Below are 26,816 nucleotides of genomic sequence, written 5' to 3' on the forward strand. Positions count from 1 at the left end.
CTTCTTTCGACTTTCATTTTGTAAATTGGAGGGGAAAAGAAAGGTTGATGTTAGTCCTGGAGGTGGTGTCTGATCAGATCCAGCAAAGTATCTATCTCAAATGGCTTCTCAAGGAAGATCAGGTTGGTGCTATCTTGGACACGCCCACGCATCTGCACCCCTTCGGGAAGGATAATTGACCTGAATGTTCGACGCAACCGGCCGCCAAGCCGTACCCAACCGCCGGCTACGGTGGGCCGCGGTTCGTATTCGGAGACATCACCTCACTTGATTGGGCCAACACGAACCGGTGTCCCACAGGCCCGGGCCGAGAGAACTCAGTCCCCGAGCGCGGCGCCGGACTACGACGACAGTTCAGCGCGGCGCGACCACCAGGCCTCGGCGGCGGTCATTGCGCTCTCCGCCTCCTCGACGCCGTCTCCTCTGAGTCCGGCGGTGGCAGCCCAGTGCAAGGGGACAAGGGCCAGAGCCCCGGGAAGCCAACGGTGCTCGTCGGGAGTCAGGGGTTCCGGAGCGGTGCGCTCATAGGCGTCAAGCAGTCGTCGCGGTTCGAGCCATTCGCCGCTCTGTGCACCGGGGTTCAGGCTGGTGGCGATGCTGGGAAGGTCGCGCATCAGGCTCAGAGCGCCCGCGATGTCGTAGAGCCGCTCCCTGACCCTCACAAAATCCAGGTCCAGGGTGACCCATGAGCCGTCTGACAGTTCGACCGCGTTGCCCAAGCGGTAGTCACCGTGAATCGGCGCGAATGGCAGTTCGACACCCTTGCGGAGCTTGGACAGCTCGCCAGTCAGTTGGCGCATCCGACGCACGACTGGCTCGCTACGGGGTCCGAGCCGGCAGCGTGTGAAACCGACCGAGGAACGCAGTTGGCCCAATGTCCTGTGGTCGTCGAGAGGTTCGGGCGGACTGGGCTCCCAGACTGCTTTGAGCGCCGCGTGAAGACGTCCGAGCTCCTCGAAGAGGCGGATGTAGGAGTCCTGGGTTGCCGGCGGCTGCACGTGATCGATGAACTCCTCAAGCTCAGCCCAACGATCAGCGACCCTCACGAGGTCGGAGCCCAACATCCGAATCGGCCGAGCGACTCGGACGTGGGTGTGCTGGAGCCGCTCGCGCAGGCGTCGCAGTCCAGCCACTCGGCCGCGCGTTACCCACGGCCTATGAACCCGGAGGACAACCGGTGGCTCAGCGTCTATTCGCACGTTGAGGTTGAACGAACCGCCAATGTCTGCCCATCCGGCCCCGCACGCGACGCGGTCGATCAGGGCCGAGACGGCCGGATCATCGGGGCTGGCTCTCGGTCCGAACCAGCGCGGCAAGGCAGGGGGAGAGGTCGAAGCTTCGATTCCGGTCATGGCAATAGCCCACCTTCATTCATGCATTGGAGACGTAAGAACGTTGTGTCTGTCACGGTTTGCTCTACCTGCTCACACAGGCGAAACGCTTCTTGTCGAAGCTGCTCAAGTTGGTGTCCCATTGGCTTTGTCTTGCTGTTCATTCCCCTCCAACCACCTCCCAGTCGGTTCTTCCTGCTTTGGACCAGTGTTTCGCGGGATGTTTCGTCTGCTGCTTGAGTGGGGGATGCGCTTTGAACCGGAGGACCCTTTTGACTGGGGTAAGCGAACGCATTCTTCCACAAAGAGGACATTCCACTGTTGGTAAACCGTTGCAGATCGATACGAACCACTCCAGAGAACGTGCAGTTGGCAGTTTTGGACGACGGCTCCTGTTCTTTCACCGTTTCGCGCTGTTCCTCTGGTGTGCTCGGAGCGTTCAACGTGGCGTGTTCCGGGACGGTTTGCTGCTCTTCGGGTTCCTTTCCATTCACACCTGGCACATCTGCCTGCTTCTGATCTTGGGGGAGAGCCTCTGTGCCTGCTCCATCAATGAGCTTGAGCGTATCATGGCGCAGGACCAGCAGCTCTGCTGGTGCACGCATTCACATCCTCGCCTGATAGATGCGTCCGTCTTCCGCACTACCAATGTTTTGTCAGTTCCCCCGATGAGGAGTGCAATTTACTGCTTTTGAAGCAAGTATACCTGATGGGGAGCGGTTTTTCCAGGAATTTTTGTCCCAGTGTTCCGCGATTGAGGGCAATGTTTCACGTTTACGGGCCAGATTGTCTCACTTCATAGGTCATTTACCAACTCGTACGAAAACGCTCCTCATAGGGTTCCATTGAGACATCTTCCCGCCGTGGATTGTCTCGTCTGCGTTGCTTCCATCTGCACGTGGGACGTGTTCGTGCGGGAAGTGACAGCACGGCGGAGCCGCGCCGCTACGTTGGCTGGCCAGGACGCCTAGTGCAAGGAGTCATCCTGGCAGTTTGAACCATGGCGCGATGACTGTTGACAAAGCATTACGTTGCCTGAATACATTATTCATCAACAAGCACCACAAGTTTTCCAGTGGCGTGGCTCTCTTCCATATAGCGATGTGCTTCCACAATTTGCCCAAAGTGGAATACGCGATCAATATGGGCAGCGTAGCGCTTCTGCTCAACGCCCTCAACGATGTGCTGGAGGGCTGTGCTGGCTGAAGGACCAACCAGATCTTCGCTGGTATAAACTGTCAAACGCACCGTTGAAGGAATATCAACGAGCGGCTCAAAGCCATCAAAGATCCAGGCGTTCCCCAGGATGCCGCTATTGCATACGATGCCACGAGGCGCGACGGCCTTTAATGAGTCACGCAATGTAGTCACGCCCACCAGTTCCAGCACACGGTTGACACCACCAGGAACAAGATCTCTCACCTGATCAGCAATCTGACCAGTATCAATCACCACATGTTCAGCACCATTTTGTTGCAACAGAGGAGCTTTGGCAGCAGTGCGCGTCGTCGCAATCACGCGTAACCCTTTATCCCGTGCTAGAGAAAGTGAAGCCAGGCCAAGCGCGGAGGTCGCGCCACGTATTAAGAGTGTCTGGCCGGACGCTATCTCCATGGCATCGACCAGTGATCCCCAGGCCGTCATAAACGTTTCAGGGATTGCGGCAAGCGTTTCCCATGGAAGCTGTGTATTGAGTACAATCACATGTTGAGCTGGCACAAGCGTATATTCAGCGTATCCACCATCATAAGTCCGTCCCATCTCGCCCATCAGCGCCGCGACCGTCTGACCAGGGATAAAATCTGTGTCGGGAGCTTCTTCGACGATGCCGACACATTCGATGCCCAACACGCGTGGGAACTGGACGTTAGGTGAGAAACCTTGCCGCGTATACATTTCGGAACGATTCAAACCAAAGGCTTTCACACGTATCAGGACCCAGCCAGAACGAGGTTGTGGGCGAGGAAGTTCATCAATCTGAAGCACTTCTGGTCCGCCTGCTTGATGTACACGAATAGCTTTCATCATCTCTCACTTTCTTTTCAAGTTCCATAGAAGCTTTTTTCTCGCTCGTCATAAAAAAACGGTAGTCATCTAAAAGATAGCTGGCTACCGTTTAGAACAAAAAATTTTACGCTTATACACATATACATCTCTAAAAATGACTACGAAGGATTATGATAGGTATCACCCATATTCCTGGCTACCTGCTGGAGCCATTCTAAAAACAGAGCAGCCTCGCCTTCGGAAAAGCCCGCCAGCATCTCTTTGATGAAACGCTGACCGGTCGCTTGCTGCTCCTGACTGAGAGCATGCCCTTTTGCCGTCAGGAACAACTGCTTAACGCGCGCATCTTCTGCACTGATACGCCTCTCGACAAAACCACGCTGCACCATCACGTCAATGACACTTGTCAGGCTTGGAGAACTCACGCCCAGATGCTCTTGTAGGACCCGATGCTCCATGCCATCCTCTTCCCACAAGTACATCAACACCTCAAGTTGAGCCGCCGTCAGACCATCTGCCTGCAACGAGTCGTCAAGATGCTTTCTGGTAGAAAGATAGGCACGCTTCAACCAGAAGACAGGATTACGAGGGTTTTCCATAGGAGCCCTTTCAATAGCCAGCTATTATTTATAATCGTATCTTACCACTTCAATATCAACTATGTCAATTTGTAACAATGTATCAAAAGTGTCCCCTAAATGCTATTTCATAAATCTATCGCTTCACGTATATTACCCTTATAGTTGTCAAAAGACGATGCATTGCATAGGAATTCAAACTCCACTGTCTCATGATGATTCCTCGAAAGTCCTTCAACAAGAGAAGTAAGAAAGAAAAATGGTAATGAGTAAAAAATATGTGCTACCTATACTCAGCGTACTGCTCGCACTCGGTCTGACTTTTATGCTGCATATTCCCTCGGCAAGTGCAGCTACAAGTTGGCCGACTACCCAACAAGGTAATATTGGAGAAAACGTCTATTCTATTCAGTATATGCTCCGAGCGCGTGGATATTCGATCAGCGCGGATGGCGATTTTGGACCTTTGACTGCAAGTGCGGTAGAGAGTTTTCAATCCGCAAATGGCCTGGGAGTTGATGGTGAAGTTGGTCCTCAGACCTGGTCTGCACTCATTGTCAGTTCCAGCCAGGGTGATCAGGGCGATCAGGTGCTGGCATTACAACGACAGCTTAATGCCCACGGCGCTAATTTAACCCTTGATGGTAATGATGGCGCGAACACCACTGCGGCTGTGAAGAGTTTCCAAACCAACCAGGGGTTGACCGCTAATGGTCAGGCAAATGTTGCTACCTGGCAAGCGCTCGTTGGGACAAGTAGTGCGACACTCGCAAAAATTGTCTCATACGCACAAGCGATCCAGAACGGCAACGCTGAGCCAGGCTGGAGCGGTGGCGATATTCCCTATTCCTGGGCCGGTGGACATGGCAGCAAACCTGGACCGACTCTGGGAAGCTGCGATGGCTATACGGGCTCCATTCAGCCATGTCCTGCTGATACCACCGTTGGCCTGGATTGCTCGGGCTTGCCCGCTGGGTCTATGCTTTGTCGTATGGTGATGACGTGTTGGGTAGCGGCAATACCGACAGTGAGCTTGCTCACATGCATCAGGTGAGCGCCAGTGCGGCTCAGCCTGGCAATCTGGCATTCTTTGGAACGAGTACAACGGACACTGAACATGTTGGCATCTACATTGGAAATGGTAAGATGATCAACGCATATGAGACAGGTACCTATGTCCAGACAAACAATGTCAGTGACGTATCAGGCTTTCTTGGCTACTACGCCTATTGATGATCATTTGACTGTTTCCTACTTCATTTGGAGCTTGGAGCAGGGAACAGTCTCTAAATCTTTTCGTACGCTCTTGAAGATAGTTCCTTGCAGATCATTGGCATCGCAGAGGAAAACATTCTTCATATCGATGAACATTTGCTCAAGAATGCGCCTGCACTATGCTGGACTGCATATCGCCAATGCGCATAAACGTCCCATCGGTCTGAACTACTTGATTATCAAATAAACAACTAAGCAACTCAAAAGTGGAGCAATGCTGAGGCAATAGTTCTCAGCATTACTCCACTCCAGTCGTAGGAATTTCAGTACCTTGCAGATTAAGGATAGATATGTACGCCGCTATATATGTTGAGCAAACCAATCAAGCATATATTGAAGTCGTGCTTTACGCAGCTTGGGATGTCCACTCCGTGAAAGCTCGTGATTCTGGCCCTCAAAGCGTACGAATTTCACTTCGCGCCCCAGATATTTTAGAGCCACGAAGAGTTGTTCTGCCTGCTCAATGTTACAGCGCAGATCTTGCTCGCTATGGATGATGAGCAGTGGCGTGTGGATATTATTTACCAGAGCTATTGGTGATCGCTGCATATATGTATCAAGATCTTCCCAGGGAGTTGTCCCCACGTGATCCTCGACGAAATGCCAACCAATATCGCTCACACCAAACATGGTGGCCATATTGCTGACACAGCGATCCGTGATAGCAACTTTAAAGCGATCAGAGTGCGTTATCAGCCAATTTGTCATAAAGCCACCGTAGCTACCCCCTGTGATAGCCAAACGTTGCTCATCGATATAGCCTCGTTTAATCACCTCATCGATACCCAACAGAATATCCACAGAATCTTTTTCGCCCCAGGCAAGGCGTACTGCATCGGCAAATTCATAGCCATACCCGACGCTCCCGCGCGGATTGCAGAAAAAGACCACATAGCCCTGTGCCGCCAATACCTGCATCTCATGAAAAAACGTATACCCATACTGTGTATTAGGTCCACCATGAACCTCTGTCACCAATGGATACTTTTGGGTCGGATCAAAGTCATACGGCTTGAGTATCCACCCTTCTATGGGCCAGCCGTCTGCACCTGGATAGCGAATGACCTCCAGATCCGCTATCTGTAGCTCCGTCAGAAACTCATCATTCTCGTGTGAGACACGTTGCAGCTCACTACCAGCTTGATTTATGGCACAGGTATAGATTTCATGAGGATGCGTGGCATCACCAACGAGTAAGGCCAGCGTTTGCTTGGCAGCATCGACGCTAAAACCGCGCACATGCATGTTCTGATCACTTGTAATCGCGACAGATCGTTGTTCTTCCCCAAAAGCGGAGATAGCATAGACGATTCCAGCTCCCCGCAGAGAGACCAGGGCAAAAAGTGTTTGTCCGTCAGCTGACCAGGCTGCGGTCTGATTCGCAACCTCTGCCATGACATCTGCATTGGTCTTTTCTGCGAGAGTAAATTCATTGTTTTTTGTGAGCACAATGGGGCTGGCGTTTTCTTCGCGGGACCCGATACGACTCAAATAGGCATATCCTGATGCAGCAGCGACCGGAGCAGTCAGCATAGCGATCGTTTCTCCGTCGGGCGACCAGGAAGGAGAGCCACAGCTCAATGAGCCATCGGTAACGCGACGCGGATTACCATCCGGCAGCGACAAGACATACAGATCACTTCTCGGGATACTCCAGCGCTCCTCATCATGATTAGAGAGATAGGCAATCTGTGTACCATCGGGCGACCAGGCTGGTTGACTATCGTTCCAATCGCCATCAGTTATCTGCTTCACATCCCCGCCAGTACGATCCACCAGATACAGATGCGAGCGCGTCTCATTGGTAAAGCCCACACCGTTCATACGATAGAAGAGCTGTTCCACGACATGTATCTTTGGCACATCATTATCCTCATCGGCCTCTTCTTCCACCACTTTGACCTGAGCGCTAAAAAGTACTTGCTGCCCGTTTGGAGACCAGGCGGGAGATGATGCTCCCAGCTCCATAAAGGTCAATTGATAGGCTTCACCGCCATCGGTCGGCATAATCCAGATCTGCGCTTTATCTTTATCCTTGGGCTTCTGCGACTTCTCAGCGGGACGCTCACTGGCGCGATTCGAGACGAACGCCAACCAGCGTCCATCGGGAGACCAGGCCGGACTACTCGCATTCGTCGAACTCGCCGTAAAATAGCGTATCTCTCCGCTCTCCAGAGAGGCCACTCTGATAGATGAGAGATATTTATGCTTCTTTTCATCAATGGAAGTCACGACATACGCAATATGTCTCCCATCTGGAGAAATAGTGGGGCTACCCACAACCTTCAAGCTATACAGATCATCAATGGTAATCGAACGTGTCATTCCATTATTCCTTTATCTTGTCAGCCTTTTTGCAATCAAGAGTTTGCACAACCGGTATTGATATTAATAAGTCACACTTTATGAAAAAACGCAAAAAGATATCTGCTTCGCCAGCGTATGCTACACTGAGTCTGATTGCTAAAAAGGAGGGAAGCCATATGGATCGCATCATTCGACAGGCCAGACAGGAAGATCAAGACGCTCTTGTAAATTGCGTTCAGGCAGCCTACGCCAGGTATATCGAACGGATCGGAGGAAAGCCCGCACCAATGCTCGCTGATTACAAAGCTCTCATCGAGCAGGGAATTGTCTACGTACTTGCAGGCGAAAAAGGGATTCTAGGGGTACTGGTGATGAAGCCACAGGGCAAGGGCATATTTGTCGAGAATATCGCAGTTGATCCACACTTTCAAGGACAAGGGTTGGGACATATGCTCATGGCATTTGTTGAAAAGCAAGCCCAAGCGGAGCAATTGGATGAAGTTTGCCTCTACACCCATGAAATGATGACAGAAAATCTCCTTTTTTATCACAAGCTGGGATTTGAGGAAGAAGGACGACAGGAGCAAAACGGCTATCGCCGGGTCTTTCTGCGGAAAAAGCTGCCATGAGAGTGGTCTTTTTAATACACTTGACCTAGAGCACACTCTAGGTTGTATGCTTGCAAGCAGAGAAGGGGCATAGCAAGCGCCTCGGATCCCCAACACCACCCTCCCTGATCGGCAGGCAGCATTCGGTAACGTCCTCAGGTCTTCAGAAGTAACCTTAACTTCACACCTTAAAGCAACATATGCGTTGCTTCAGACCGACAAGCTGCTCCGTTTTGTCCTGGGAGGCCAGCAAAAAGCTGTCAAGCGACGCCACACTGTCCTCGCTTCGCTTGACACTGGTCATGGAAGCGCTACTGGATATAGCGTTCCCCCTGCAAAAAAGTAAAGTGCACCCATAGAATGGCATCAATTCTCAAAGTTGGCCGAATCTTCGTCTATATATATTGAATGCACAGAGAAGAGTTGGCATACATCACCGGCTCTTGACGAAAAAAGAGAGGCAAAAAGAAGGAAAGGTCTGCTGATGAAAAGATCCATCAAGATTTTTTACTCATATAATCGTGACGACATAGGATGGTTGGAGAAGCTCACCAGCCATCTGGAAGCCTTCAAGCAGCAAGGATATATTACTACATGGGATGAAAGCGCCGTTCCACCGGGAACAGAGATCATGTCGTTGATCAACTACCATATCTCTACCTCTGATCTAATCCTTCTACTTCTCAGTAAGCACTACCTCGCCTCGCGATACTGTTCTACCGTAGAAATGCCACGAGCCATTGAGCAACACGAAAGAGGAAAAGCTCGTACCATTCCCATTCTCCTGAGTCCTGTCAACTGGCAGCAAACCGCGCTTGGAACGCTCCAGGCATTGCCCGGCAATGGCATCCCCCTGACCCAATGGAGCAAGAGCGAAGAGGCAATGACAAGCCTCGTCCAAGAAATCCGCCAGATCATTGGCGAGATGCATTCCTGAGCAGAATTGGCTCTCGTATGAATTGGCTGGCCGAAGCAAGCAGTGTTCCCATAATCAGTGTCGAGCGAAGCGAAGACACCGTAGCGTCGTGCCCTCGGGCACGATGTCCCACTCGACGTATGATCATGGCGCGCCGAGCTCCCACTATTTCGTACGAGTCACAGGGACATCGCACGCAAGCGTGCGACGCTACGTGTCTTCGCTTCGCTCGACCTCATTCTACCTGTCTCCCCATGAAGCGCTCCATAGACTACTTCCCTTTGTGTTTGGCTTGAAAGGAGGAATACTCTTGCACCACAGCGCTGGTATCTGGATGCTCCGAACCAAGCACATGTTCTCGCATGGAGATCGCTCGCCGATAGAATTCATGAGCCTCTGGCACGCGCTCCTGCCCTGCATAGACGCCTGCCAGCAGATGCAAGGCGGAGGCGGTACGAGCATTTTCGGGATCGAGCATATGCTCAAAGATCTCCAGTGCGTGCAGACCGAGCGACTCGGCCTGTGCATACTTCCCCTGGCAATAATAGTGATATCCCAGACTACGCAGCGTGATGGCCACATCAACGCTCTCCTTTCCCACGGCCTTTTCATAGATAGTCAGGGAGCGTAAATGGAGTGGTTCGGCCTGTTCGTACTTCCCCTGAAGGGTATAGATATTCGCCAGATTGCTCAATGTGCCGCCGGTATACGGATGCTCCTCTCCCTGCACCTTTTCATGAATGGGAAGTACGCGACGATAGAGATCGGCTGCCGCCTCCAGATCGCCCAGTTTGGAATAGATCAGCCCAAGATTTCCCATTTTCGTCGCCGTCTCAGGATGCTCCAGCCCCAACACTTTCTCGCTATAGTGTAGTGAACGCTGGATATACTCCTTGGCCAATAGATATTTCCCTTGATAATTGTACAGGAGACCCATCATTCCCAGCACGGTGGCGGAGTTAGGATGATCCAGACCAAATAGCCGTTCATACATCGGCAACACACGCGTAAAAAGCGCTTCGGCAGCGGCGTAGCGTCCCCAACGAACATTGTTCTGCGCCAGCGCGAGCCGGGTAGAAGCGGCCTCACGGCTTTCTGGTCCTGCTGTCTGCTCCCGAATCAACAATGCTCGTTGCAAGAGCGTTTCCGCTTGCATGTAGTGTTCAACAAAGAGAGAATTAGTACCCAGCAGATGCAACACCAAAGCCACATCGGCATGCTCTGGTCCCAGCACCCGTTCACGCACCTCCAGAGCGCGTTGCAGATGTGACTCGGCTTGTTGATAGTGTCCCTGATGCTGATACAGTTCTCCCAGATAGAGCAGCGTCGTGATTGTCTCAAGATCTTCAGGACCAAACAGTTGCTCTCGCAGCGTGAGCGCCTGGGACAATAATACCTGAGCTTGCGGATACCTTCCCCGTTCACCCAGATACCAACCGGCGTGCGTAAGTAGCCGCCCGGCTTCACGTGAGATTAATTGATATTGTTTTATCAATGCGGCACAGCTCATCACATGTGGAAGACATCGCTCATAGAGGAACCATGTCTGCAACTCAACCTCAGGAAAAGCGGCATTCACCATACATACTGTATACTCCGCCCACTGTCGCCGCGTACTCTCATCCATCCTGCCTTTGAGCACTGCCTGCACCAGCCGATGCACGCTCAAGGCTCTGGACTCGGTATCACGCTGGACCAGAGAGAAACGGCGCAGCACGCCGATCATGCGATTCATCTGAAAGAGATTTGTCATTGCCGAGCGCAGCAATGGGCCAAGTGCATCGGCTCCGGCCATCAGCATCGCCTCCGAGATCGCATCTGGATCTAAGAAGGCACATAAGCGTAACAGGTCAGCAGCAGCAGGGTCGGCCTCCTCGACCTGTCGAAACGAGAGCAACCAGCTACTCGCAACGCTATACGGATACTCGGATGGTCCGTTACGTTGCCATTGGAGCAGATCCAGACAATATTGCTGATACAGTTCCAGGTAGCCAATCAGTCCACAGCCAGTCTCCTCAATGTACGCGGCCGCCTGATCAAGCGCCAGCGGCAGCCCATCAAGAGCCCTGACAAGTTCCCGAGCCTGAGTCAGCATCTCAGTGGGAATATCCGTTAATGAAGCGGTCGGTGGTAACAGATTTGCTCGTCGCAGCAGGAGTAAACAGCCATCTTCTTCGCTTATCTTCTCTATAGCCAGGCTGGGAGCAATTGTCCCGGTCGCTGAAGCTCGTGTTGTGAGCAGCAGATGTCCCCTCGTGCTCATAGGCAAGAAATCAGCCAGTTCAGCCAGTTCATCCGCATTATCCAGGATCAGCAACCAGCCATCCTGCTGATGCAGCCAGCGTTTGACAGTGTCAACAATGCTCATCTGGTCCTGGATGTCTGAACCAGGAAGACGCAGGAAGATGGCCAGTTGCACGAAGTCTGCAATCAACGTCTCATAACTAGCCGCACGTATCCAGAAAATAGCCTGATAGGCTTCTCGGTACCGATAGACATACTCGATGGCGAGTTGGGTCTTGCCAATACCTCCCAGACCATGCAGCGCATAGGATTGCGTCAGGGCTCCCGTAGCGTTCGTGAAAAACTGTTGCTGGAGAAACGCGAGTAAATCCTCACGCCCCGTAAAGAAGGGATTGCGGCGATAGGGAACGTTCCAGAGAGGTCCGCTAACTTCGATGGCTTCCTCTCCCGCCGAGTTAGAGGGAATCCGTTCCTCCTCCCATAGCCCCAATTCCTGCAGCGACTTTCCAAAAAGCTGGCTGAGCTTTTGTGCATAGTAGGCGCTGGGAGCAGCGGTACCTCTCTCCCAGCGCGTCACATTCAGCGACAATGGCGCCCCTATCTGATCGGCAACGTACTGCTGGGTCCAACCGCGCTCCTTGCGAGCTGTTCTCAATAGATTGTTGGGATTTGCCTGGATTGCCTTTTTAACCACAATCGCCTCTTTCTAGTCAGGCTCTCTCATCGAGACGCCTTCATACACAGTTGATAGATGAATGATAGGTCGGTGCTATATATTTCGCCCTTAGATGCAAGTATTCTCTTAATAAGAGCTAGCCAGAAATATATGTCCCAGTGGCAAAGGATTAAATTCTCTAAATAGGAGATATACATGTTAAAACGAACATCTACAACTCATCTCAAAAAACTTTTTGCTCATGAAAATACCAGTATCCAGGTATCCAAAGACACTCTTGATCAAGTAGGGACAGAGAACTTTTCATCGCTGTATGCGGCAACCAGGCAGCACATGATCACAGCTCCAGGCCCTTTGTCTTTGCCCACCTATGCAGGAACACTTGTTGGCCGCGAGCAAGACCTTCAGACTCTCTCACGCATCCTATGTGCGCCAGCGACCAGATTAGTGACCTTGATTGGCATGGGAGGAGTCGGTAAAACCCGACTGGCTTTACACGCCGCGACGCAGTTGCGCGATACCTTTATTGACGGCATCTACTTTATCTCTTTAGCTGCAATCCTCCAGCCGGAGCAAATGCTTGAAGCTATCGCTCTGGCTTTATCTATTGAAAAGAGAGACGATCAACCATTACTGGAAACGCTACAATCTGCCTTGCAAACGAAACATGCTTTGTTGCTCATCGACACCATGGAGCATGTCATATCAGCGGCGCTAGACTTAGCTCATTTAATCGAAGCCTGCCCCTATCTGACATGTTTAGTCACCAGCCGCAGGCGCCTGGGCCTTCAAGAGGAATATACGTTTTCTGTTGCGCCTCTGACACTTCCTGATCTTAGCTCGCAAATCGCACATGAGAACCTTTTACAGTATACAGCAATTGCACTTTTTGTGCAGAGCATACATGCTCTTCATCCCAATTTTCACATCACCCCAAATAATATGGCAGTGATAGCGGAGATCTGTGTACGTCTGGCGGGACTGCCTCTCGCCCTGGAACTTGCAGCCACACGCAGCAAGCTTCTCTCGCCCAAAGAACTCCTCCAGCGCCTGCGCGAGAGCTCGGACTGGCTATCCACATTGACAAATGAGATGCGCAATGTGCCGCAACGCCATCAAACGCTCGCCCAAAGCCTGGAGTGGAGCTTCTCCCTCCTGACGGAACCAGAGCGACAGGTCATCCAGGCGCTCAGCACGGTTGCGGATAACTTTCCCTTCACGGCAATTGAGCATGTTTATCCTGCTAGTCAGCAGGGGACTTCGTCTGTACCGTTATGGGATATTGTGCACGCGCTGGTTGACCAGCACTTGTTACAGGTACACTGGGACGAGGAGCTAGATGAGCCATGTTTTATGCTGCCTGAAATGATCCGTATCTTCGCTCAGGAGCACCTGAAGCAAAGCGAGGCCATACATACGTATCAGAGCATTGCATACGATCCGGCCTGGATGGAAAAGGGCAAGCCGGAACAGCCCGGTTCTGAGCCAGCCAGTCATCTTTCTCACAAGCAGAGAAGAAGAGAAAATTTAACGAACCGCGAGCTCGAAGTGCTCCGCCTGACATCACAAGGACTCAGTGACGCTCAGATCGCCGAACAGCTCGTCATCAGCTATCGTACCGTCAACTTTCATCTGACATCTATTTATCGCAAGCTTCAAGTCTCATCGCGTAGCGCAGCCACATACTATGTGTTTGAGCATCGCCTGTTCTAAGAAAAAAGATCAGACATCAACATTAACCAGGAATTTCAACTCCGTTTACATGAGTGTTGTCTGTGACGGTAATGAACTAAGGTACAAGAGGCGACTTTTGCGTGACACCTTCGACAGTAATCTGGGTAGTTGGGTAGATGTCGGTGCCAGACTGATGAAACCGTTTACGCTCGATGTAGATCAGGGCGCGCAAACAACAATCTTTCTGGCAACATCATCAGAGGTAGATGGGGTCAGCGGCAAATACTTTGACAAAAAAAAATCCAGACGCTCATCCCACCGTTCTTATAATGAAAAAGTGGCTCAAGAACTCTGGGAGATAACTGACAAACAATTGCTCGTCTAAGAGGTAGCGCTGCCTCATGAGAGCAAACCAATGGTGGCCAATGTATCCTTCAGAAATGAGGTTTCATTGTCCCATCCCGTTGGCAATTACATCAAAGATATACATTTAATTGTACAATTTCTATCTGATTATACAATAATTATATATAGAATAAAACCATACGCGTTTTATATCACTGAGAGAAGAAGCACTTGAAGAATAAAACCATACACATCATACTAATTTTTGCTTTTGCATGTTTCGAGCTCATTACGATAGGAAGCTCGAAAGTTCATGCTGTACACGCAATAGATCAGCAGAGCATACCACTATACACAGGACATGCACTGCCTTCACCTAATGCACAAAAAACGATTATCATTTCTATCTCAGCAAGCACAAATGCTTGCGGATCAATTTTAGTTGTTAGCTCGACAGGGGAAATCATACTCTTCAATTGTCATTTCTATGGCCAACGACATATTCTTCTCGGTCTCACTAAGATCTTTTTCAACGATGTGAATACTCTGGACGCGCTTAACAGCTTGCCTGTGAATCATGGTTGCTTAAAAAGTGCCAGTTTTTCCACCACAACCATCATTAGTTTCGAGCTACAAACGAGCCCTGATGTTTCATGTTCACTTGATACTCGAGGGAAAAAACTCTTTCAGGATGTCCTGGCTATCCAAAAAGTCATAGCAAATCAATCCATGTTCCCATCCCTTTAGAGTAAATCTTTGTCGTATACAATTCCACTCAAGAAAAACCTCCAGGGTCACAGCGGCTAAAAATCATAAGTGATCCCGCCAGGAAAAACCGAAGCGAAATTCCCCATCGCCTCTTGACAACGTGGATTCTTTGAGCTATATTCATTGGTATAGACAATTGTTGTTTATACCAATGAATTAAGAGCTTCCATCTGAACTTTCCGCTCGTAGGAAGGCTCAGATGGAAAATGTATGTACGTTGATACATACACAAAAGGGATGGGAGACACGCCAATGGCTCATTCGCTTACAGATGATCAAGACTCAGCACAATACTCATCTCCCCAGGGTCTCACGGATACTGAGCCTATGCGCCCTCTTATCTCGCAGCAGCTCAGCAGTAAAACGTACGTGCTGGGCCGTCTTGGACGCGAAGTGCGTCGTCGCTTCACCCAGATCCTTGCCTCATGGAACCTGAATCCATCGCACTACGGTGTACTCCTTCTTCTCAATGAAGGAGGTCAGCTCTCCCAACAGCAGCTAGCCAATCGGCTCAACATCGACCGTTCCAATATGGTCGACGTGCTCGATATACTCGAAAAGCGAGGCTTCGTTGAACGGGCTGCGGACCCGCGTGATCGACGGCGTCATGTGGTCTCACTCACATCGTCCGGGAGGGAGGCAATTCAGCAGATGCAACAGGCAGGAGACACGCTAGATCACGAGTTCTTTCTTGCCCTTGACGACCAGGAGCAGACAGCTCTGCACACTCTTCTCATCAAACTCTTCACCTCACATCTTGAGGAGTAAAGTAAGATGAAGAGAAACATACCATCTCAGGTACCATTAACTATTCAGACAAAAAGAAGAAAGAGAACCATACAATGTCTACATCACAAGAAACCGCTCATCAGCTTTCGCTGGCTGGCATGACACTAAGAGTACAGAGCATAGAGCGCTCTTTGGAATTTTATACCAAACTGCCTGGAGTGCAAGTGATAGTCCATCGTCCTGGCCTCTTTGCGATGCTCAAAATTGGAGATGGCCGCCTGGGATTGCTCCAACAGGCGTCAGCGCCCCCATTTCATCTCGAGCTGGAAACGTCGGACGAACTGGAAACATTTGCCCGGCAGTTGCGCGCCTCGGGATTGGATCATGTGAAGCTCCCGGCCCAGAAAAAATGGGGAGAGTTTGACTTCACCGTCCAGGATCCCGATGGACATATACTGGAATTTGAAGCTGCCGGACAACAAAAGAGACGAGAAGAGTAAAAAAGTAGCATTTTATCATCAAAGGCGTGGCAGTATCTGCCGGGCAAACGCGTCCAGTTGCTGCGATGATTGCTCAACAAGAGGAAAGAGCACGATCGAATCAGCTCCGGCCTCGGAAAGTCGTTTGATCGCGTTGATACATTCTTCAGCGTTCCCAACGATGGCCAGTTGATCCAACCACTCATCGGGCATCGCTTCTTGCAGATGCTGAACGCCACCACTCTGGAGCAGACGCTCAATCTCCGCATTGATACCTAATGGCTTTGTCTGCACCTGTACCGAGCCGGAAGCGAGCATAGATGCAATCGCCGGACGCAGTGTCTGCCTTGCCACAGCGCTATCATCATCCAGGCAACACCAGGCAAAGACAGTCACATGGTGCGGTCCATCATGGCCTGCGGCAGTCATACCGCGTGCAATCTGCTCTCGCGTCCATGCAACATACGCGGGAGCCGTTCCTTCGGCCAGGACAGTACCATCAGCCACGCGACCTGCCAGTTGGAGTGAGCGAGCTCCGCGCACACCTAAAACAAGCGGAGGAACTTGCGCCGGCGGATATGACAGCTGGACATCTTGGAGCGAGACATATTTCCCCTGAACACTATACATCTCGCCCTGTAGCAGCGCCCTCACCGCCACGACCACCTCTTCGAGTGCCGTCAGTTGAGAAGCTGGTAGTGCTCCAACCTGTTGCATCCACTCGGTGACGCCGTGTCCAATGCCAGCAATAAAACGCTCGGGATGAAAACGGGCCAGAGTTGCGATCTCCATTGCCAGAAAGGCCGGATTACGCACGACCGCCGGTACAATACCCAATCCGACCATGATACTCTTTGTGGCCGCCAAAATAGTAGCGGCAGAAGCAATACCGCTGGCGAAAAAGCAATCCTCAACCACCCAGAGCTCATCAAAGCCAGCCGCCTCCACCCTGCGGGCATAGTCCAATACAGACTCAGGTGGATGCTCACGACGGAGTAAAAAGCCGATAGACGGTGCATGCATAATAAGTTTTCCTTTCGATGGATAACTATACCATCATGGTTTGCGCATTGCAGCTCTGGACTGAAAAGGGATGAGCTGCAATGCCAATTATAGTGCAACGATGCCAATTGACTTATTATATACCCACTCTTTGGCACAAGAACAAAATTGTCGAGCGAAGCGAGGACACAGTAACGTCGTGCCCTCGGGCCATTGAATCCAACACTCATGCAATGTTATCCTCTATAATAATCATTGGCTTGCAATTTTTCATGAAAAATGTTATATTGCTTGCATGAGCAAGCAATATAACACCTCTGACAAAACAGAGGACAATCAGAAAACACGAGAGCGGATTATCGCCGCAGCCTCAAAGATCCTGGCGGAGAAGGGATATGAGGCGACCACGCTACGGGAAATTGCACGTGAAGCCCAGGCTGGCCCGGGGCTGGTGCATTATTACTTTGGCGGTAAGGACGCGTTACTCGTTGAGGCCCTGAAAACTGCCGGCCAGCAGTTCCACCAAAAGATGACCCATCTTGTCCAGCACGTGCCTGGCGAGCAATCGCTCGACGCCGTCTTGGCTTTGATCCATGAACGGGTTGGGCAGGAAGCTGATGTCTATCGCCTACGCTACGAATCTTTCTCGCTGGGCTTACACAATCCAGTGATTGCACCCGAGGTGCGAGAACGGCTGGCCCAACGACGACAGGAAATTGGCTCAGTCATGGCAAAGATATTAGAGAATCAGAAAGGAACGGAAAGCGCCAATCTTGATCCAACGGTTCTGGCTGGTCTGCTCCTCGCGCTTTACGATGGATTAGCCTTGCAGAAGATTATGGACCCCGCATTCGATCTTGATGCTTCTTATCAATTGCTGGCCCACATACTACGGCCCCTATTTTCTCAAGCAGAATAATCGTTCTCTTTGGCCTGATACTTAAAATGCGATCTCACTACTCACTTGATCGATCAAGCGAGTAGTGAGACAAGACGCTTGATCCAGCACAGTTCATGTTGCTCATCGCACTCACATGGCGGTCAGGCGTTGATAAAGATTTTTTACGGCTACGCCTGGCTCGATCCCAAGCTCTTGCCAGAGTATCTCTTTGCACTGCTGATATTGTCGAATAGCCAATCCACGCTTCTCCTGCTGGGTATAGCAATACATCAGACCGTAGTGAGCCTCCTCTTGTGCAATATCCAGAGCAAGCATATGCTGCCAATGAATAATACTCTCATCGTACGTCTTCTCACGCAGAGCGATCTGGCCGAGAGAACGCCGGGCATCCAGATAGATCGTACGCAATTCATCGCGGCGCGTGTTGCACCAATCGCTATAAATCGAGGGCACGTAGTCCCCCTGATAGAGGTTGATCATAGCAAGCAATGAGGAGCGGGCCGCAGGGATATTTTTCTGCATTAGAGCCTGCTGCGCGTGCGTGTAATACTGCTGAAATTCATCAACATCGTACCAGACAAATTCGCCATAGCAGGCAGACAGATTCAGTGCGTAGGTGCCGCCACGTGTAGTGATACATTTATTGTCACCCAGTGTTTTGCGCAGATAATAAATAGTGGTGTGCAAGGTATGATCAGTTTGCTCGTCGACCGCAGGCCAGAGTGCCGTAAGGATCTGTTCTTTACGCAGGGGACGACCAGCGTGGAGAAAGAAGAAAAAGAGTTCCATCGCTCGTGCCATGCGCCAGTGAGAGACTGGCTTGCCCTGAATCATGATGGATGGTTCACCTAAGGCAGTAATTTTTAAGGTTAAATGCTCTTCCACTGGCGGCGTAACAACCTGCGTACTATACGGCATAACCACTACAGTTGGCGGAGAGGCTTTTTCCAGGTTGAGTAATATCCTGAGTGCCTGTGCCTCCGGGAGAGTCTCGACAGCTGAGAGCAGAGCTGCATGGCGACGAATCTCGACCAGGGCCGAATTTTTATATCCTTCATGCTTGCTAAGAAATATTGTGAGTTCGTCCAGACAAGCGATGAACTCCTCAGTCTGAGCCAGTGCCAGACGACAGTAGGCCAGAGAGATCTGAATCTGGATCTGCTCACGATGTGCATTCAAAGCGTCGAAGGCGGTCTGCTTCTCGGTGAAAAAGACACACGCCTCCTCGTAACGCTGCTGATACAGGAGAACTGTTCCATATGCGATAGTGTAGACGTTATATTCGTAGCTATCGATGATCGTGTGATCTTCAGGAGAACTGATCTCTGAGATACACAGGAGTGCCGTTGAGGCATCGCCACGCAGCAGATAAGCCATCGCCAGCTTGTAGAGGCTATAGACAGCAAGACGATTATCCTTCAACTGGCGAGCCAGTACCAGACCATCTTCAGCAAAGGTGAGACACTGATCATATTGATTCTGATCGAGAAAAAGATCGGCAAGATTGGCAAGCGCATATGCTTCGCCGCGCTGGAAATGGAGGGGTCCACGAGCAATAGAGAGCGCCTCCTTCAAATCGTGCTCGGCCTCCGCCAGGATGCCCTGACGCTGCTTAATCGCTCCCCGCTGGATCAGACTTGTGACCTTGCCCCACTCATCGTGCAGATTTTCTCGGCACACAATGCTGCGCGATAGATGATGTTCAGCCAGCGTGAAATCTCCCTGAAGGCTATAGGCACTGGCGAGAGCACTATGGGCCTCAGCCGTATGACGATTGAGCGTATGTCTTCCCCAGAGTTGCAGTGCCTTCTGCATATGTGTAATACCCGTCGAGATATCCCCCAACAAATTTAAGCAGATGCCCAGACGCATATACGCCTCGGCGCGGATCGACGCTTCTTTGGCCGGCAGATGAGCAACTACGCTCTGACACAGATCTCTCGCCTGTGCATAGTTCCCCGCCTGAAAAAGTGCCTTGCTGCATGCCAGATCGAGTTCGCGCTGAAATAAACTATCCTGGTCAACTGCTGCCTGCTCGGATACAATCTGAGCCGCCCGGTCAAGCAATGCAAAGGCTACCGTGTGATCGTTTTGCATCAGAGCAGTATTGGCCTGCATGAGCAGCAAACGAGGGTGCCGATTCTTGCTGGCAGCGGGCAGCTTTTCAAGCCATCCCTTGAGCATCTTGATCTGTCCCTCAGTATAAATATTCTCGCGAATCTCAAGGATCAGTTCTACGGCAATATCGTAGTCCCGACCCTCCAATGCATGATAAATAGCCTGTTCGTAGTCATGAGACGCAAAAAAAATCTGGCGAGCGCGAGCATGTAACTGCATGAAACGTTCTGGCGAGTCTTCTTGAAGATGTTTATAAAAAATATCACGTAAGATGGGATGGCAGAGATAAAATACGTGTTGCTCTTTTTCACGACGCGTGACAAAGAGTCCCTGGCGCTCAAGATACATCAATCGTTGCGCTGTATCTGCGCACTCCAGCACTTGCGCACAGATCGGGGGAATAATGCGTTGGAAGATCGAGGCTTCGGCGAGAAAATGATACATAGCTTCTTCGTGATTAAATACGGTGCTCTCGATATACTGGGAAAGATTGTTTTTTCCCACCTGTGTATCCAGCAGAAACTGCGCCCCTCCTACACGTGTCCCTAACAGGATGCCTGCAATCCAGCCATCGAAAGCATGTGTGATCTGTTCCGCTTCGCTATAGTCAAGCGGATCGACGCTTTGCAGGTGCGCCAGATTGTACACCTCATCGGCCGTAAAGCGCAGATCTTTGCTGTTCAGACTAAACACTTCACGTTGTGCCAGCAGATGCACGAAGTTGAGCTCGGGGATCACTCTACTCTCGATCACCAGCATACAGTTGGAGGGAAGATAGCGCAAGAGTCGGTTGACGATTCTCGCGATCGCAGGCTGTTCGTTCACATGTTGATAATCGCGCAAAACGAGAGCAAAACGCCTGATGGACAGGGTATTAATAAGCTCAAGTAATCGATCGAGTAGCAGATCGCAAGCCGCGTTAGCCAGCGCTTGCCCCTGAGCAGCGAGAGCAATCTGCTCAAGCAACGACAAAAAATCAGCTTCCTGCTGCGCAAACTGATGACCTAAACACTCGATCAGCGATCTCAAAAACAGTGAAGTGTCAGCATGGCTGGCATCCAATGTGTACCAGCAAAAAGGGACATCTGAGTGTTGAGCAAGATCAACCAGGAGAACGGTTTTACCATATCCAGCGGGCGCATAAAGTAAGACAAGTTTGTGATCAGATAGGTTGGTATGAGTAGCCCCCGAAGTACCAGTAATGATAGTGTTGAGTCTCTCGACCAATGCAGCCCGGTGAAAATAGACTGGAGGTAAGACCGGACTAACAAACTTTTTAAACCCATAAGTATCTGGCACGGTTTTATCCCTTCTGGGCAAGCACTGCTCTTCCTCATCAAAAATTGGATTTGAGCACAGAAAAGAGATGCAGAATCAACCCTGGCTTGAATAAATGTATGTGAGTTACTTACCATAAAAGTAACTAACTACTCTATTATACAGGCCTTTTTCTACTATTGGAAGGGGTAAAGCATCACAGTAATACAGTCAGAATGCAGTTCCAGAAGAGCGTATCTCCTCCTGTCAAATTCCCATCCCGAAAGCTCAGAATACTGCTGAGACGCTGCTGAGAAGTTGTTGAGAAGCTCCATTTATACTGTTCTTAGTAGCTATAGTGAACAAACCTAGAGGCTTTGGGGATGCAGAAAGTGCCTCACGCACAAAGTGTTTTTGCAATTTTTTGTATAATCACTGACAGGAGATTGAACTTATGATGCAACAATTAAACCAGCAAAGCAACCTCTTTCCGCACACTCATATATATACATCAAACGACCCCATCGATCTCTGGCCAACATCGGAATAAGCTTGATGCTTTTAGCCGGCCTGTTAGCGAAAGCGTGCAACAGGCACTCCACAGGTAAAAATACAACCAAGCGGTATTGATAGACATGAAGTAGATAAAGGTAGGAGCATGTCCTGGAAAACCATCAATCAGATTCTTGGGATTGCGCTGACCGATCCAGTTTTCTGGCAAGAATTTCAACTCGATCCTTTACGCCTCATCCAACAACATGGCTTCGAGTTGACCGATGAGGAGCGAGAGACCCTCTGTGCCTCCAGCAGCGAGGATCTTGCGGCCTTTTGTCAGGATCTCATTGGCCGACTTGATATTTCAGAGCTCTGAGCATCCAGGACAAAGGAGTGTTAACATCGTAGCGTCGCACGCTCGCGTGCGATGTCCCAGAGACTCGTACGAGACGGTTGGAGCTCGGCGCGCCACGTGGGGGCGCCTGATCATACGTCGAGTGGGACATGATGTCTTCGCTTCGCTCGGCATAAAGCACGCATTGAGAGACAAACAAGTAGCAGATCACAAGCAAGCTGAGAGAGAAAGAGAGGCCATGAGATGGCAAATGATGCTCTACGCAAAGCAAGAGTCCAACGCAACTGGACACAAAGCGCGTTAGCCATCCGTCTAAACACATCGCGGATCACCGTAGCGCGTTGGGAGCAAGGGCAGACGCTTCCCAGCCTCTATTATCGCGAACTATTATGCGAAGCCTTCGGCATGAGCAGCCTGGAGTTAGGGCTGGAGACGACAGATAGTGAAGTTGAAACGCCAGCTCAACCCATCTGGTCGCTGCCGGAAAAACGCAACCTCTTTTTTACGGGCCGAACGTCGAGTCTGGAACAGATCCACACCTCCCTACAAACCAATGATCCCGTACAGACATTTCATCCCCTAATCATCAACGGCATCGGAGGCATTGGCAAGACGCAACTTGCGCTTGAATATGCGCATCGCTTTCGCGCAGAATACACCTCGATACTCTGGCTACACGCTGCTACTCCCCAGATGCTCTATGCAGAGATCGCACGCCACGCCATACTCTTACACCTCACTGGGGTGTCGAGCGAGCAACAGAGCATCCAGGCATTCACAAACTGGCTCAGCCAGAACCACAACTGGCTCCTGATCTTTGATCACGTTGAAGACATCAGCATCATCAGCGACCTCCTGCCAGCACAGGAGACCAACGGGCACGTCCTCATCACGACGAGATCGCGCACCACCGGCCATCACGGCTGGCCCATCAACCTCGACGCCATGACGACCGCCGAAGGAGCGCTCTTCATCTTACGCCGCGCCCGCCTGCTCACTCCTCAGCAGACACTTGAGCAGGCGGCGGACGAACAGCGCACGCGAGCGGCGGAACTCTGTGAACAGCTCGGAGGACTCACCCTGGCACTTGATCAGGCCGGCGCGTACATCGAAGAGACAGGATGCAGTCTGGCGGGTTACCTCGAACGCTTCAAGGAGCGCCGCATGGATCTGCTCAGCCGACGCGGACACGTCCCCGGGACATCGTCCAGCGCCATCACCACCAACGTCCAACAGACCTTCAAGCAGATCCAACAGCGCTCGCCGCTTGCCAGAGACATCATCCACCTCTGCCTCTTCATGCAGGCGCACAGCATCCCCGAACAACTCATCATCGCAGGCACCAGGCAGCCAGGCGCGGACGCCATCGACCTCCTGAACCTGGATGAAGCCTTTGCCATCCTCAACACCTCAGCCATCCTCCAGCGCAACCCTGAAAAGCATCAACTCGCCCTGCACCCCCTTGTCCAGAGCATCATCCGCGACCAACTCGACCTGCCCACCAAACATCTATGGCTTGCGCGCGCCCTCGACACACTTGAACAACTCTTTCCACACACCCCAGCGCAGCAAGTCATCACCTGGCCCCTCTGTGAACAACTCCTCCCGCACATCCTCTGCTGCATCGACTACGTCGAGCGTCACATAAGGGGACAAGCGCAGGAGCAAATCTACATAGTCAGCGCCACCCTTCTACTCAAAATCGCTGAATATATGCTCGAACGAGGCCGCTTTCAAGAAGCTACACTCACCATCGCCCGCCTCATCGAGATGGAAAAACAGATTAGCAACCCGGCCTATCAGAGCCGAGCAACATCGCTGCCCACGCACGCAATTTCTTTACAGTAGCGCTCGAACAAAACTCAGTGAGGGGGAGATCCCTTCACTCACAGTACAAACGCCCACAGTCGTAGCGGCGCGGCTCCGCCGTGCTGTCTGTGACTCGTATGATTCGGCCTGGGTGCGTCTCTCAATGCAACGCTATGGGCAACGTTGTCGTACGAGTCACAGACAGCACGGCGGAGCCGCGCCGCTACGTCGGTGAGCGTCTCACCCCATCGCCTTCCGGAGTTGTTTTGGACATACATCACCGATACCACATCGGCGCGATGACTTTTGACAGTCGACGTTTATAATGGAATTGCCTCGCTCAATATGCGACTTTTGATACGATCGCGTAGACCTTTTTCAGTCACTACATCTGAGGAACGCTTAAAGCATTGTCAAGGCCATCATAATGCCCATCAGTTTGTAAATGTTTGATGGGCACCATCATAATCAACTGGTTAAATTGCTGGCACGGCCCTTTACCTGCAGCAGCAAAATATGCAAAAATAGAGAGAAGAATTGATGACGTAAAATTGATAAACACCTATGGAGCAATGAAGCGTGAGTACAACCCTCGTTGAAACAACCACTGGAAAAGTACAGGGACTTGAACAAGGAGCCATCACGGTCTGGAAAGGCATTCCATTCGCGGAGCCTCCAGTCGCGCACCGTCGCTTTCTCCCACCGCAGCCTCTCCAGCCCTGGTCAGGCGTACTCGATGCCACACAGTTCGGACCAGCTTCACTCCAATCCACACGCCTGGGGAATGCTTCCACCGACAATGGGAGTCCCAGCGAGGACTGTCTGAGCCTGAACATCTGGTCGCCAGGAGCGGACCAGCAGAAACGACCCGTCATGGTATATATCCATGGTGGAGGTTTTGTCATCGGCTCTGGTTCAGAGTCAACGTACGATGGAACATCCTTCGCCACACAGCACGATCTTGTCGTGGTAACCTGCAACTATCGCCTGGGCCTGCTTGGCTGGCTCTATCTCGGCGATCTCGCAGGCAACGCCTATGCCCAGGGAAACGCCGCCTTACTGGATCAGATCGCCGCGCTACAATGGGTGCATGACAATATTGCCGCCTTCGGTGGTGATCCTAACCGGGTAACCATCATGGGTGAGTCGGCAGGAGCAATGTCTATCGGAAACCTCCTGGCCATGCCTGCTGCCAGGGGACTCTTTCATGGTGCCATCCTGGAAAGTGGAGCCTGCAGCAGTATTCTGCTGACACGAGAGCAGGCAACCAGTATCGCTCAGACCGTTTTGAAGAAGCTTAATCTGCATACCTCACAAGTCCTATCTCTCACGGAGGTGCCCGCAGAGACGCTACTCACTGTCCAGGAAGAGGTTGACCGTGAATGGGGAGGAATTGGAGCGTTCGTACCTGTAATAGATGGAGTCACACTACCGAAACATCCACTGGAACTGATTGCGGAAGGAGCAAGTCCTCCGGTTCCGCTTTTGATTGGCAGCAATCGTGATGAATGGCGTCTTTTCACCGTCCTGCTAGGAGGGAACATAGAAAGGATAGAGGCGAACCTGAGCCAGCTATTTGGCACGTCAACTGAGCATGTTCACGAGATCTACACCAAAAGTCGGGCAGATACATCGCCGGACCTTGCCTGGATCGATATGCAAGGAGATAGCGTCTTCCGTATTCCAGCTATTCGTCAGGCGGAAGCACAGATCAAACAAGGCGCGCCAGTCTGGATGTATCGCTTTGATTGGGCTTCGCCCGCTTTGGGAGAACAACTTGGTGCCTGTCACGGCCTTGAGATGCCGTTTGTATGGAATAACCTTCACACCCCTCTGACCCAATTCTTGCTTGGTGATGCCATTACAGAGATTCAACCACTGATCAATCGCGTCCATACGATCTGGGCCACATTTATTCGCAGCGGCAATCCCAATAGCGCAGCCTCTGCCGACTGGCCGCGCTACGACCTGACCCATCGGACGACGATGCTCTTGAATGATGTTTCGCAGGTGGTCGATAATCCACAGGCGGAATTTTTGCCCTTATGGGATACCGTGAGCTGACCCTGATCTCTTCAGGGACCACCATCGGCCTCTTGGATTTTTCTAAGAGGCCGAGGAACTTTCAAGCGAAGTTGTTTCTCTCAAACCGTACACGTGGAGGATACAATGCTCGATCAGCAACATCTGGCGCAAGCGCTTCCGCATGTGCTCTGGATTGGCGGCTCCCCTTGCTCCGGCAAATCCACTATTAGCCATACGATTGCGCGCATCTACGTGTTCATCGATTATCATGCCGATGCCTGGGCACGCAATCATTTTAACCGGCGTGTGGCCGCAGGAGATGCCGAGGCTGAAGCCTTTCTGAAGATGAGCATGAATCGACGCTGGATAGAGCGTTCAGTTGAGGAACTGGCCCAGGAGGTCATTGTATCGTGGACCAGAACATTTTCTCTGGTCATCGAAGATCTTCTGGCGCTACCAAAGGACACGTTCATCATCGCAGAAGGCAATTTTTTCCCAGCATGTGTTGCTCCGTATCTCTCCAGTCCAGACCAGGCCATCTGGCTGGTACCGACAGACACTTTTTGTGAGCAGGGCAGGCGCGCCCGTTGGGCTGAACTGGCGCAGCGCCAAAAACGCCATGGCGTTTACGATGAGGGAAACGATCCTGAACAGCGTCAGAGCAACATTATCGCACGCGATTGTCAGTTAGCGCGCTATGTGAAGCAGCAAGCGGAAAAACTCTCACTCACAGTGCATGAGGTGGATGGCAGCCGTTCTCGGGAAGAAATGACCGAGTTGGTTGAACGGCATTTTGATCCGTATTTGATTAAGGCGTTTAAAAAAACGAGATGATACAGGCAGAATTTTTGCCCTTATGGAATACCGTGAGCCAGGCAGAGAATGCCCATCAAGCTGTAATGTTTGATGGGCATTCT

22 protein-coding genes are annotated in these 26,816 nt (G+C 51.3%); 13 read left to right on the forward strand and 9 right to left on the reverse strand.

Annotated elements, in window-relative coordinates; translation table 11 throughout:
- Window positions 1–341 precede the first annotated feature (341 nt).
- The 4 genes from AC27N8_RS02140 to AC27N8_RS02155 form a co-directional block, all read right to left on the reverse strand.
- On the reverse strand, window positions 342–1,352 hold the full coding sequence (locus tag AC27N8_RS02140) for a phosphotransferase enzyme family protein (RefSeq protein ID WP_487063477.1): 1,011 nt from the start codon (window positions 1,350–1,352) through the stop codon (window positions 342–344).
- Complete coding sequence (locus AC27N8_RS02145; protein WP_487063479.1) at window positions 1,349–1,936, reverse strand: hypothetical protein; 588 nt, start codon at window positions 1,934–1,936, stop codon at window positions 1,349–1,351. Before AC27N8_RS02145 ends, AC27N8_RS02140 begins: the two co-directional genes overlap by 4 nt.
- A 439-nt stretch (window positions 1,937–2,375) precedes the next feature.
- Window positions 2,376–3,359, reverse strand: coding sequence for a zinc-binding alcohol dehydrogenase family protein (locus AC27N8_RS02150; protein WP_487063481.1), 984 nt, complete (start codon window positions 3,357–3,359; stop codon window positions 2,376–2,378).
- Window positions 3,360–3,496: 137 nt separating this feature from the next.
- On the reverse strand, window positions 3,497–3,937 hold the full coding sequence (locus AC27N8_RS02155; protein ID WP_487063483.1) for a MarR family winged helix-turn-helix transcriptional regulator: 441 nt from the start codon (window positions 3,935–3,937) through the stop codon (window positions 3,497–3,499).
- Between the two features lie 244 nt (window positions 3,938–4,181).
- Here AC27N8_RS02155 and AC27N8_RS02160 point away from each other — a divergent pair, with 244 nt between their 5' ends.
- On the forward strand, window positions 4,182–4,970 hold the full coding sequence (locus tag AC27N8_RS02160; RefSeq protein WP_487063485.1) for a peptidoglycan-binding domain-containing protein: 789 nt from the start codon (window positions 4,182–4,184) through the stop codon (window positions 4,968–4,970).
- The gene (locus tag AC27N8_RS02165; protein ID WP_487063487.1) at window positions 4,919–5,149 is read left to right on the forward strand and encodes an NlpC/P60 family protein; all 231 of its coding nucleotides are present in this window, start codon (window positions 4,919–4,921) and stop codon (window positions 5,147–5,149) included. The genes AC27N8_RS02160 and AC27N8_RS02165 overlap by 52 nt, the downstream gene beginning before the upstream one ends.
- 342 nt (window positions 5,150–5,491) lie before the next feature.
- Here AC27N8_RS02165 and AC27N8_RS02170 read toward each other — a convergent pair whose 3' ends face one another.
- Window positions 5,492–7,516, reverse strand: a complete 2,025-nt coding sequence (locus AC27N8_RS02170; RefSeq protein WP_487063489.1) for a S9 family peptidase — start codon at window positions 7,514–7,516, stop codon at window positions 5,492–5,494.
- Window positions 7,517–7,674: 158 nt separating this feature from the next.
- On the opposite strand from AC27N8_RS02170, the gene AC27N8_RS02175 reads away from it, so the two are divergent.
- Window positions 7,675–8,127 carry a GNAT family N-acetyltransferase gene (locus AC27N8_RS02175; RefSeq protein ID WP_487063491.1) on the forward strand — a complete coding sequence of 151 codons (453 nt, stop codon included), beginning with the start codon at window positions 7,675–7,677 and terminating at the stop codon, window positions 8,125–8,127.
- Window positions 8,128–8,590: 463 nt separating this feature from the next.
- Window positions 8,591–9,043, forward strand: coding sequence for a toll/interleukin-1 receptor domain-containing protein (locus AC27N8_RS02180; RefSeq protein ID WP_487063493.1), 453 nt, complete (start codon window positions 8,591–8,593; stop codon window positions 9,041–9,043).
- Between the two features lie 250 nt (window positions 9,044–9,293).
- On the opposite strand, the gene AC27N8_RS02185 is transcribed toward AC27N8_RS02180, so the two are convergent.
- Entirely contained in the window at window positions 9,294–11,960 is a 2,667-nt protein-coding gene (locus AC27N8_RS02185) for a tetratricopeptide repeat protein (RefSeq protein ID WP_487063495.1), read from the reverse strand.
- Window positions 11,961–12,137: 177 nt separating this feature from the next.
- Between AC27N8_RS02185 and AC27N8_RS02190 the strand changes: the two genes are divergently transcribed.
- The 4 genes from AC27N8_RS02190 (at window position 12,138) to AC27N8_RS02205 (ending at window position 15,958) form a co-directional block, all read left to right on the forward strand.
- A complete protein-coding gene (locus tag AC27N8_RS02190) occupies window positions 12,138–13,655 on the forward strand; it encodes a LuxR C-terminal-related transcriptional regulator (protein WP_487063497.1) in 1,518 nt (505 codons plus the stop codon).
- Window positions 13,656–13,752: 97 nt separating this feature from the next.
- Window positions 13,753–14,001, forward strand: a complete 249-nt coding sequence (locus AC27N8_RS02195; protein WP_487063499.1) for a hypothetical protein — start codon at window positions 13,753–13,755, stop codon at window positions 13,999–14,001.
- 938 nt (window positions 14,002–14,939) lie between these two features.
- Window positions 14,940–15,497, forward strand: coding sequence for a MarR family winged helix-turn-helix transcriptional regulator (locus tag AC27N8_RS02200; protein WP_487063501.1), 558 nt, complete (start codon window positions 14,940–14,942; stop codon window positions 15,495–15,497).
- Window positions 15,498–15,571: 74 nt separating this feature from the next.
- Window positions 15,572–15,958, forward strand: a complete 387-nt coding sequence (locus AC27N8_RS02205; protein ID WP_487063503.1) for a VOC family protein — start codon at window positions 15,572–15,574, stop codon at window positions 15,956–15,958.
- Between the two features lie 18 nt (window positions 15,959–15,976).
- Here the strand turns inward: AC27N8_RS02205 and AC27N8_RS02210 are convergent, their stop codons facing one another.
- Window positions 15,977–16,960 (reverse strand): LLM class flavin-dependent oxidoreductase, encoded by a 984-nt coding sequence (locus AC27N8_RS02210; RefSeq protein WP_487063505.1) that lies wholly within the window; start codon window positions 16,958–16,960, stop codon window positions 15,977–15,979.
- A gap of 274 nt (window positions 16,961–17,234) precedes the next feature.
- Between AC27N8_RS02210 and AC27N8_RS02215 the strand changes: the two genes are divergently transcribed.
- Window positions 17,235–17,858: a TetR/AcrR family transcriptional regulator gene (locus tag AC27N8_RS02215; RefSeq protein WP_487063507.1), complete on the forward strand. Its 624-nt coding sequence runs from the start codon at window positions 17,235–17,237 to the stop codon at window positions 17,856–17,858.
- A gap of 111 nt (window positions 17,859–17,969) precedes the next feature.
- Here the strand turns inward: AC27N8_RS02215 and AC27N8_RS02220 are convergent, their stop codons facing one another.
- Complete coding sequence (locus AC27N8_RS02220; protein WP_487063509.1) at window positions 17,970–21,257, reverse strand: ATP-binding protein; 3,288 nt, start codon at window positions 21,255–21,257, stop codon at window positions 17,970–17,972.
- Window positions 21,258–21,873: 616 nt separating this feature from the next.
- On the opposite strand from AC27N8_RS02220, the gene AC27N8_RS02225 reads away from it, so the two are divergent.
- Window positions 21,874–22,086 carry an Os1348 family NHLP clan protein gene (locus AC27N8_RS02225; protein WP_487063511.1) on the forward strand — a complete coding sequence of 71 codons (213 nt, stop codon included), beginning with the start codon at window positions 21,874–21,876 and terminating at the stop codon, window positions 22,084–22,086.
- Between the two features lie 222 nt (window positions 22,087–22,308).
- A complete protein-coding gene (locus AC27N8_RS02230) occupies window positions 22,309–23,913 on the forward strand; it encodes a helix-turn-helix domain-containing protein (RefSeq protein WP_487063513.1) in 1,605 nt (534 codons plus the stop codon).
- 38 nt (window positions 23,914–23,951) lie between these two features.
- Here AC27N8_RS02230 and AC27N8_RS02235 read toward each other — a convergent pair whose 3' ends face one another.
- Window positions 23,952–24,152: a hypothetical protein gene (locus tag AC27N8_RS02235; protein ID WP_487063515.1), complete on the reverse strand. Its 201-nt coding sequence runs from the start codon at window positions 24,150–24,152 to the stop codon at window positions 23,952–23,954.
- Window positions 24,153–24,453: 301 nt separating this feature from the next.
- On the opposite strand from AC27N8_RS02235, the gene AC27N8_RS02240 reads away from it, so the two are divergent.
- Both AC27N8_RS02240 and AC27N8_RS02245 read left to right on the forward strand, forming a co-directional pair.
- Complete coding sequence (locus AC27N8_RS02240) at window positions 24,454–25,938, forward strand: carboxylesterase/lipase family protein (protein ID WP_487063517.1); 1,485 nt, start codon at window positions 24,454–24,456, stop codon at window positions 25,936–25,938.
- A 105-nt stretch (window positions 25,939–26,043) separates the two neighbouring features.
- Window positions 26,044–26,733, forward strand: a complete 690-nt coding sequence (locus AC27N8_RS02245) for a hypothetical protein (protein ID WP_487063519.1) — start codon at window positions 26,044–26,046, stop codon at window positions 26,731–26,733.
- The last annotated feature ends 83 nt before the right edge of the window (window positions 26,734–26,816 follow it).

It is taken from the genome of Dictyobacter sp. Z7_2 (genome assembly GCF_057551105.1).